The 11,219-nt window shown below is 47.9% G+C and carries 1 protein-coding gene; it reads left to right on the top strand.

Annotated features, from left to right (window positions below; all coding sequences use genetic code 11):
• Window positions 1-2: 2 nt before the first annotated feature.
• Window positions 3-11,201, top strand: a complete 11,199-nt coding sequence (locus tag BBR47_RS19945; RefSeq protein ID WP_015892238.1) for an SDR family NAD(P)-dependent oxidoreductase — start codon at window positions 3-5, stop codon at window positions 11,199-11,201.
• The last annotated feature ends 18 nt before the right edge of the window (window positions 11,202-11,219 follow it).

The following is an 11,219-nucleotide window of genomic DNA, read 5'->3' as shown; positions in this document are numbered from 1 at the left end:
ACGTGCATGATCAGTTTCTCATAACGATCAACCATCCAATCCTCAAAAATCATAAAGTGCACGGTCAGGAACTGTTGCCCGGATTAGCCCATATTGATCTGTTGTATCAAATGTTTCGAGAAAATGGCCATGGTTACCGTGAGCTTGAGCTTCGTAATCTAACGATCTATCATCCAATCATGGTCGGACAAGATTATGATGTCATGCTGAGCATTCAGTGCACGCAAGTCAAAGCAGGACAGTGGCAGATTCGGATGGAGGGTCAGACACAGCGCAACGGTATTTTAGACTCGGAGAAAAAGCTGTATGTCACTGCTGAAATGCATCACCATGCTTCCGCGCCGTTCGATGAAACGCTGGATCTTCCCTTGCTAGAGCAAGCGGCAAACAAAAAGATCAATCTGCATGACGTGTATGAGCAATGCCGCCGTCAGGAATTGGTGCATATAGGTTTTATGAAGGCAGAAGGAACGATTTACGAAACAGATTCAGCGGCGGTAATGGATATTTCACTCGGTAAACATGCCCTTCCCAGTGCGGAAGGGTTCATGTTTCACCCGACCTTGATCGACGGGGCTGCGATCGGTTCGATGGTATTGTTCACTTCGATAGTCCAAGAAGAACAGCGATTATTTTTACCACTTTTCTATGAATCTTTTCGCGCCACAGCTCTATTACAACAGCATTGCTTTGTCAGCGTCCAAACCTCATCCATCCAACGAAAAAATGAACTGATGTATATGACGATGGAGTTCTTTGATCGTTCAGGCAAAAAAATTGCGCATTTGCAAAATTTTGCGGGCAAGTTAGTTCGTGATCCTGGCCTGATCCAACACTCAAAGCAAACCGTATCTCTGTCAAAGGAATCGAGTAAAGCACAAGCTTTTTTACAACAACTGCTGGCAGAGCGATTACAAGTTCCAGCAGCGTTGATCGATACGCAGATTGGTTACTATGAAATGGGGCTGAATTCACCGGGCTTGTTGGAAGTGGTGAAGGCTGTCGAAGCGAAAGTAGGAGTGCCGCTGTCTCCTACTTTATTGTTTGAGTATACGAATATCGCTGAGTTGGCCGCCTATTTGACCGAGAATCATGCTTCCGTATTCAGCGGGCTTGATTTGATGAATCAGGAAGGTAGACAAGAATGGCCGCAACCTACCAAGATTGTAGATTCAACTGCAAACGTTAAGAGTCATGCAGCTGTCACTGATGAAGAAATTGCGATCATCGGGATGGCGGGGCGTTATCCAGAGGCAAGAAATCTCCAAGAATTTTGGATGAATCTAAAAGAAGGCAAAGACTGCATCAAAGAAGTCCCGAAATCTCGCTGGGATTGGCAGCAGTTTGGAGAACTCAAATCCCCATCTGGAAAGCAGATATCCAAATGGGGAGGGTTTATAGAAGATCCGGATTGCTTTGATTCTTCCTTTTTCAGAATATCGCCGCGGGAAGCAGAGACGATGGACCCCCAGGAGCGTTTGTTTTTGGAAACATGCTGGGAAGCGATGGAAGATGCAGGCTATACGCCGAAGACGATTGTTCCGCCTCGGGGGAGCAGTAACAGGCGGCAGGTTGGTGTCTTTGTTGGCGTGATGCACAAGGATTATTCCCTCATCGGAGCAGAAGCGATGTCCCGAGGCGAAATGTTCCCGTTATCCTTGAACTATGCACCGATTGCCAATCGCGTTTCTTATTTCTGCAATTTTCATGGGCCGAGCATGGCAATTGACACCGTATGCTCATCCTCGCTGACGGCTGTTCATTTGGCGCTGGAAAGCATCAAGCGCGGTGAATGTGAGGTAGCATTGGCGGGGGGCGTCAATTTATCCTTGCATCCTGGAAAATACTTGTCCTACGGCCTGATGGATATGCACGCCAGTGATGGCTATTGTCATACCTTTGGCAAGGATGGCGATGGGTATGTTTCGGGAGAAGGCGTCGGTACGGTCGTATTAAAGCCATTGCGAAAAGCGATTGAGGATGGCGATCATATTTATGCCGTGGTAAAAGGAAGCAGTGTGAACCACGTCGGATCGGTGAGCGGGCCATCCGTGCCAAGCCCTGTTGCGCAGGCAGAAGTGATTACAGCCTGCCTGGAGAAGAGCGGTGTGGACGCGAGAACGATTCGTTATGTGGAAGCGCACGGGACCGGAACGTCTTTAGGCGATCCGATTGAAATTCAAGGATTGGTGAAAGCATTTCGTCAATATACAGAGGATCAGCAATTTTGTTCAATAGGCTCGGTGAAGTCAAATATCGGACATGCGGAATCTGCGGCGGGTATCAGCGGTCTGCAAAAAGCTGTTCTCCAGCTTCACCATAAAACGCTTGTTGCTTCCTTACATGCCAAGGAAGTAAATCCGTTTATTGATTTTGCGCAATCTCCTTTTTATGTACAGCAGCGGACAGAAGAATGGAAATCGGTGATCGTGGAAAACGGTCAAGAAGTCTCCGTTCCGAGACGAGCAGGGGTAAGCTCGTTTGGAGCTTCGGGGTCGAATGCCCATATTATTTTGGAAGAATACATCCCAGCTGAAACAAAGCCGAAAGTAAAAGTAATTGGCCATAAAAATAACCCAGTGTTGATTCCACTATCCGCCAAGAATAAGGAACGATTGCAGGCTTATGCGCAAAAAGTAGCGGACTTTCTAAAAGAGGTATCATCTGACGATCACCTTCAAGAAATGCTGGAGAAGAAGCTGCGCAAGATTTTATCCAGTATTATTCATGTGGGAGAAAACAGCATTGAGAGCGAACAAGAATGGCATGAATACGGAGTAGACCTCGTTCAACTCACCCAGCTCAAGCAAAAACTGCAAGAGGAGCTGCCTATTCAGCTAGATATCAAGGAGTTCGATCAAAGCAGCTCCATTGCTTCCGTCATCGCTTCTCTCATGGATAACCATCGAGTCGAGATAGCGGGAATTCAGACTTTTGCTGATCGAGAAACGCAAATCGATCTGGAAAATGTGGCGTATACCCTGCAAGTTGGACGAGAAGCGATGAAAGAACGAGTAGCCTTTGTCGTAGAGGCTATACCCGAGCTAATCGGAAAATTGGAAGCTTATTCGAGAGGCGAGAATACGATCGATCATAGTTGGGAAGGAAGCTTGAAGCCTAACAACGACCAAGACCCTCAACAGCTTATTCAGAGCTGGATTGCTGAAGGCAACATCAGAAAAATAGCTGAATGTTGGGTGACAGGCTATGAAATGGAGTGGGAACAGCTTTACATAAATAACAAACCGAGACGTGTTCCCTTGCCGACGTACCCATTTGCAAAGAATCGTTATTGGATTCCGGAAAGCAAAAGTAAATCGGTAAGCGGCAAGACAGCAGCTTCACTCACGGGAAAAGCTGCCATTCATCCACTGTTGCAGCGAAATACTTCTGACTTTTCTGTTACTAGGTTTAGCTCCACGTTTACAGGTCAGGAGTTTTTCTTAACAGATCATGTCGTGAAGAAGCAGAGAATCTTGCCGGGAGTTGCCTATTTGGAAATGGCGAGAGCAGCAGCAGAGCAAGCAACGGCTTCCTTGACAGAAGAACCAGCCAAGATTGCACTCAAAAACGTGGTTTGGACACGGCCAATTGTTGTGGGGGACCAGCCTGTACAGATACATATCGGTCTAGTTCCCGAAGAGAATGGTGAGATTACTTATGAAATCTACAGCAACTTGGAGGCTATGGATGCAGAACCCGTTATACATAGCCAAGGCAGCGTCATGCTTCATTCTGTTGCGGAGAAACATGCCCTGAATCTGTCATCCTTACAAACAGAGTGCAGTCTACGAGCGTTTTCATCCGAACAGTGCTACAGCATTTTTCATGCAATAGGAATGGAGTATGGGTCGGCTCATCAAGGAATTGACACCTTGTATGTAGGGGAGGGGCAAGTTTTAGCCAAGCTGTCCTTGCCAGCCTCTGTCTCCGAAACGGAGAACTCTTTTGTCCTGCACCCAAGCTTAATGGATTCAGCTTTGCAGGCATCTATCGGGCTCATGCTGGTTGAAGAAGAGACCTCAACAGCGGATGGTCATTCGAGCCGCAAGCCGTCCTTGCCTTTTGCCATGGAGGAAGTTGACATTCACAACAAGTGTACAGCCTCTATGTGGGCGTACGTTCGTTACAGTGCCAACAGCAGCGCAGATGACAAGGTACAGAGGCTGGATATTGATTTATGCGATGATCAAGGAAACGTCTGTGTACGAATAAAGGGATATTCCATGCGAGTGCTGGAGGACGGGAAGCAAGCGAGCCATGTTTCTTCGAGCATCGCTTCTTCTGTAACCTCTCTGGAGCCTCCTGTGGGGAATCTCATGCTGTCCGCTGTGTGGGATGTGACTCCAGTTGAGAAGGGTCAGCTTTTCCCTACTGCTGATGAGCAGATTGTCATTGTGGGCGGAAATGAAGAGAATGGGAGCGCCATTCACCAGTACTATCCACGAGCAAAATTGTTGTCCATTCAGGCTGAGAATACGATTGAGGAAATCGTACATCGACTGGAAGAGCTTGGTTCCATTGATCATCTGGTGTGGATCGCTCCTTTTGATGCGATAGACTCCTTGGCGGATCATCGATTAATCACGGGGCAAGATCAGGGAGTGATTCTATGCTTCCGAACGATTAAAGCCTTGCTTCGCTTGGGATATGGAGGTAAGGAGTTGGGGTGGAGTGTCATCACGGTTCAATCCCAGCCCATTCGCCGTACAGATGTTGTGAATCCCTGCCACGCCAGTATTCATGGGTTAATTGGATCGATGGCGAAGGAATATCCAAACTGGAAGATTCGACTCATGGATGTAGAGGCCGAATCTGAATGGCCGTTGGATGATATGTTGAGGCTGCCAAGAGATCGTCAGGGGCGTCCGTGGGTATATCGTCGTGGTGAATGGTATCGCCAGCAGTTGCTTGCCGTCGATCATCCTCCGATTGATCAAACACGTATGAAGCAGGGTGGCATTTATGTGGTGATTGGCGGAGCCGGTGGCATTGGCGAAGCATGGACCGAATATATGATTCGTACCTATCAAGCCCAGATCATATGGATTGGTCGTCGTCAAAAAAATGAAGAGATTCAAGCGAAGATAGATAGACTTGCCACTTTTGGACCAGCACCAGACTATATAGCAGCGGATGCAACGCAGCAGAAGGCTTTGCAACAAGCCTATGAACAGATCAAGCAAACGTATACACGGATTGACGGCGTTGTTCATTCTGCCATGGTCTTGGTGGAGGAGAGCTTGGAACATATGCAAGAGGAAGGTTTCCGAGCAGTGCTTTCGTCAAAAGTTGATGTGAGTGTGAACATCGCAATGGTGTTTGAGAAGGAGCCTTTGGATTTTGTTTTATTCTTCTCTTCGCTCATGGCGGTTACGAAAGCGCCGAAGCAAAGCAACTATGCGGCAGGATGTACCTTTAAGGATGCCTATGCCCATCAATTGACCCAAGCATGGCAAAGTGCGGTGAAACTGATCAATTGGGGATATTGGAGCAGTGGGCAAGTGGAAGATAGTCATCAAGAGATGGTAGAAACCTATCGTCGCTTGGAGCAAATCGGCATTGGCCTAATTCAGCCGCAAGAAGCAATGCAAGCCATAGAGACACTTCTCGCAGGAGCCATGGATCACATTGCTTTCATGAAGATAACGAAGCCTGTTGTCATTGAAGGGATGAAGGTAGAGGAATGGGTGGATGTTCATTCTGCACAGTATCCATCCATGCTACAGCTGTCCGCCCATGAAAATGAAGGGCTTGCTGATGTGGTGGCTGCCTTTATCAAGGAGAGATTGAAGCAGGATTCATCAGCGCGAGTGCGGATTCTCGAACTCGGAGGAGCGGGCACAGAATCTACCAGTTCCTTGCTTTCACAAAAATTACATGCCTATCAATCAGTTGTGAGCTTCCACGTTTTTGATCCAGAAGCGGCGTTAGGTGAACAAGGAAGGAATGCTGGTGAATACGACCTGATTATCACAGCTGATAAGCTACACACAGCTCAACAAATCCGCCAAACCCTGCGTACCTGCAAAAATCTCTTAAAAAGAAATGGTCTGCTTCTAATAGAACAGATGACCGATCAAAACGTACGCAAAGACCTCGCAGCAGGTCTTTCACTCCCTCTGGAAGCTTGGCAGAAAGCATTGAGAGAAGAGGGCTACCGAGTCGTTTCCTATCCTCAGATGATGATAGCGGAGAGTGACGGCGTTGTCCGAAAGTCCAAACAACAGCAGAAATTAATGAAGACATCTGGCTCAACTCTAGCCATTCCTTCTCATGCAGACAGAGGAACAAGCACGGAGGATTTGCTTCGTGAGAAAAGCACAGCCTATTTCAAGCAATTAGTCGGAGAAACACTGAAAATTCCATTTGACCAGATCGACTCTTCTGCCGCTCTGGAGGAGTATGGCATTGATTCGATTATGATTGTGCAAATGACGAATGTCCTGCGGAAAAAATTACATCAGATCAGTACGACCCTCTTTTTTGAATATCAAACGATTGATGCGCTGGTCGAGCATTTCATGACAACACAAGCGGATGAATTACTAGCATTAGTAGGAATAGACGAACAGCCGTCTGTTCAAAAGCAATTAACCAACGCAGTAGCTTCTGCAATGCCAACCAGAGAGCAAGCTGGCTCGGCAGTTCGAAAGGCGAGGTCCCGCCGTTTCCTGCAAGTGCTTGATACGGATGCAGAAAAACCAGCAGCGCCGTCCAGACAGGATGTGGCGATCATCGGTCTTTCAGGTCGTTATCCGCAAGCGGGGGATGTCCGGGAGTTTTGGACTCGCCTGAAAGAAGGGAAGAATTGCATCACGGAAGTGCCGAAGGATCGTTGGAATTGGCAAGAATATTTCAGCGAAGAAAAAGGGAAAAGAGGATACATGTACACCAAATGGGGCGGTTTCATCGAGGATATGGATAAATTCGACCCGCTCTTTTTCCAAATCTCGCCTAACGAAGCAGAGCAGATGGACCCACAAGAGCGCTTATTTTTACAAACGGCATACGCCAGCATGGAAGATGCGGGCTACACTCCTGCCACGTTAGGAGAAAGCAGAAAAATTGGTGTGTTTGTGGGTGTCATGAATGGAAATTACCCAGCAGGAACGAGCTACTGGTCGATTGCGAATCGAATTTCCTACTTGTTCAATTTCCAAGGACCAAGTCTAGCAGTGGATACAGCGTGCTCCTCTTCTTTGACCGCGATTCATTTAGCCTTGGAAAGCCTGTATAGCGGTACAAGTGAATGTGCCATCGCTGGCGGGGTCAATTTAATTGTCGATCCGTTCCACTATATTCGACTGTCTGGAGCGACGATGCTATCTGCTGGTGACCGCTGCAAGTCGTTTGGCGACCAAGCGGACGGCTTTGTAGATGGAGAAGGTGTGGGAGCTATCGTATTGAAGCCTCTGCAAAAGGCGATTGCAGATGGAGACCACATATACGGCGTGATCAAGGGAAGCATGCTCAATGCAGGCGGCAAAACAAATGGATATACCGTTCCCAACCCCATCGCGCAGTCGCAGGTCATCCACGAGGCATTGCAGCGGGCAGGAGTGGATGCTCGTGCCGTCAGCTACATCGAAGCCCACGGTACAGGTACCGCTTTGGGCGACCCAATCGAGATTGCGGGACTGACTCGCGCATTTGGACAATACACGAAAGACAAACAATTTTGCGCCATCGGCTCGGCGAAGTCAAACATTGGACATACGGAGAGCGCGGCAGGAATTGCAGGATTGACCAAAATATTGCTTCAAATGAAGTATGGTCAAATCGCACCATCCTTGCACGCTGAGGTCAAGAATCCAAACATTGATTTCAGGGATACACCATTTGCGGTTCAACAAAAGCTGACAGAGTGGCAAAGACCAGTCATTGAAATCAACGGAGTAACCAAGGAGTATCCGAGAATCGCTGGGCTATCATCATTTGGGGCGGGAGGAGCCAATGTCCATATCGTCATCGAAGAGTATCGCGAAAAAGATAGACAGCCCGATCGGGACATTCAGCCACAGCATCCAAAAGTGATTGTGCTCTCAGCGAAGAACGAAGAGCGCCTATTTGCTCAAGTGAATCAATTATTGAAGGCGGTCAAAGAAGAATCATTCACGGATGCCGATTTGGCTGATATCGCTTATACGCTTCAAGTAGGGCGGGAAGCGCTGGAGGAACGCTTGGCTGTTATCGTCAGATCAGTGGATGAGCTTGCGGAAAAACTAACACATTTTGCAGAAGGCGCAGAGAACATTGCCGAGCTGTATCGTGGGCGAGTGAAACGCAATCATGACACGGTAGCTCTTTTTGCTGATGAAGATATGAAACAAACAGTAGAGACATGGATGGCCAAGGGGAAATTCGCAAAACTGATGAACCTTTGGGTCAAGGGTGTCTCTTTTGATTGGAACAAGCTTTATGGCGAAGATAAGCCGCGTCGCGTCAGTTTGCCTACCTATCCTTTTGCCAAAGAGCGTTACTGGATCGACGCTCAAAAGCCAATAGCAACAGGTATGCCCAACACTCTTTCCGCTATAGGGGATATCCTCCACCCATTGCTTCATAAGAACACTTCTGACCTCTATGAGCTGAGATACAGCTCGAGTTTTACAGGGCAGGAGCTGTTCATGGCTGACCATCTAGGAAACGGGCAGCGCTTCTTTCCACTCATTGCTTATCTGGAAATGGCACGGGCGGCAGTGAAACAGGCAGCAGGAGAGAGAGCGGGGACTTTATCTGGAATCCGAATGTCTCATGTTGCCACAGATGATCCGCTATTGGTGGGCGACGATCTGGTTCAGGTACACGTAGGTATCTATCCAGAGGATACAGGAGAGCTGGCTTATAAAATCTACAGCGAATCGAATGAAGATGATACCAGGTCAGTGGTACACAGCCATGGTATGGTCGAATTCACTTCGTTCGTTGAAGTACCAACGTTGGATCTACCTGCCTTGCAAGCTGAGAGCAGTGAGATCCTTACTGCCCGACAATGCTACGAGCTGTTAAAGGAACGTGGAATGGCTGATCATTCTGAATTTCAAGGGATTGACCAAGTGTACAGGGCGCCGGGACATGTTCTGGTAAAACTCTCCTTGCCTTCGATTACCATGGAGACAGCCGAACAACTCGTTTTCCATCCTAGCCTGCTGGAGTCTCTGTTGCCGTCAACTCGTTATCTCATCACAGAGGCTACATCACCTGACAGCATCCGCTCCATCCAACTAGACGGTACTTTTACTCTTGAAGAGCTGGAAATCTACGAGAATCATCCTGCTGTGAAGTATGCTCTCATTCGATTCAGTGATAATGTCCAAGCGGAGAATGAGACCGCGACACTCGATATCGAACTATGCGATGAGGCAGGCAGAATAGGCATAAGGATGAGAGGCTTTTCAATGGGGAGTGAAAAACGGGGTGCGACGGTTGGAACCACGATGCTCACTCCAGTATGGAACGCCGTTTCTGTAGAAAAAGGAGAAGTCATTCCAGCAACGAGTGAGCAAGTGGTCATCGTTTGCGCCGAGGAAAAGGACAGAAGTCTCCTTCAACGTCATTACCCCCAAGCTTCTGTTATCCAGCTTGAGCCAAGTGATTCGATAGAGGTAATCGCAAGTAAGCTGGAAGAGCAGGGTGTGATCGATCACATCATGTGGGTGGCTCCTGACACTCGTGTGGAATCTGTAAAAGACGAGTCCTTGATGAACGACCAGGAGCGGGGCGTTATTCAAGTTTTCCGCTTGATCAAGGCTTTGCTTGCGTTGGGGTATCAGACGAGAGACTTGGGCTGGACGATCATTACTGTGCAAGCGCAGGCTATCTACAAAAAAGATACGGCCCATCCAACACATGCCAGCATCCACGGATTGATCGGATCGATGGCGAAGGAATATCCGAACTGGAAGGTAAGACTCGTCGATTTGGAGGCGCATGCCGAGTGGCCGCTACGTGATATTTTTGCTTTGCCTGCCGATGCACATGGAAACGCTTGGGCATATCGTGGACACGCATGGTATCGTCAGCAGCTATTGCCCGTGCAGAGTCCTTCCATTCACCAAACTGTCTACAAACAGCATGGGGTCTATGTTGTGATTGGAGGCGCAGGTGGGATTGGACAAGCGTGGAGCGAATACATGATCCGCACCTATCAAGCACAAATCATTTGGATCGGTCGTCGTAAAAAAGAGGAGTCGATTCAGAACAAAATCAATCAACTGGCTACCCTAGGACCGGCACCGCTCTATATCGAAGCCGATGCTACGGATCGCGAGTCGCTGCAATCTGCTTACGAAGAGATCAAGAAGCAATATGGCAAGATTAACGGCGTGATTCATTCTGCCATTGTTCTCTTTGATAGAAGTCTGGCGAATATGGACGAGACGACCTTCCGAGCCGGACTGGTACCAAAAGTGGAGGTAAGTGTGCGGATGAGCCAAGTGTTTGGCGAGGAAGCATTGGATTTCGTCCTGTTTTTCTCTTCGATTAACTCGTTTACGAAATCGCCTGGACAAAGCAATTACGCCTCAGGCTGCACCTTTAAAGATGCTTTCGCCCATCAGCTTGCCGAGGAATGGACGTGTGCGGTGAAAGTAATGAACTGGGGATACTGGGGCAGTGTCGGAATCGTTGCGTCCAAGGATTACCAGGCACGAATGGAACAGATCGGCATTGGCTCGATTGAACCTTCAGAAGGGATGGAGGCATTGGAAGTCTTGCTATCAGGTCCGATGAATCAAGTGGCGCTGATGAAAACGACCAAGCCACTCGTGATGGAAGGAATCAATACAAGCGAATCTGTTGCAATCGTTTCTAACAAAATTTCCTCAAGCATGGCAAGTATTAAAAACAAGGTAAAAGGAAAAGAGATACCAACAGCAGCCTACATTACAGCAGAAATGGATACAGACAGGAACAACTTGTTTGATGACGTACAAGCAACGATCATTCAACTCGCCTCTCTCATCCTAAAGGTAGAGAGCGAAGAAATCGATACGGATATTGAACTAAAGGAGTACGGATTCGACCCAGTCAAGCTCACCGAGTTTTCTGCCAAAATCAATCAAAAGTACAAACTAGAACTGACACCTGCTGTGATGTTGGACTACCCAACGCTTAAGCACATCACTGAATTTCTAGTCAATACCACCCTGAAATCTCAAACAGACAGAGAACAGGACAAACCGGTTCTATACGTGTAAGCCGAAGGAGTGCCTAGA

Origin of the sequence: Brevibacillus brevis NBRC 100599, from assembly GCF_000010165.1 — a bacterium.
Lineage (GTDB): Bacteria > Bacillota > Bacilli > Brevibacillales > Brevibacillaceae > Brevibacillus > Brevibacillus brevis_D.
The sequence above is the reverse complement of the archived record's forward strand: the minus strand, read 5'-3'. Positions and strand labels throughout refer to the sequence as shown.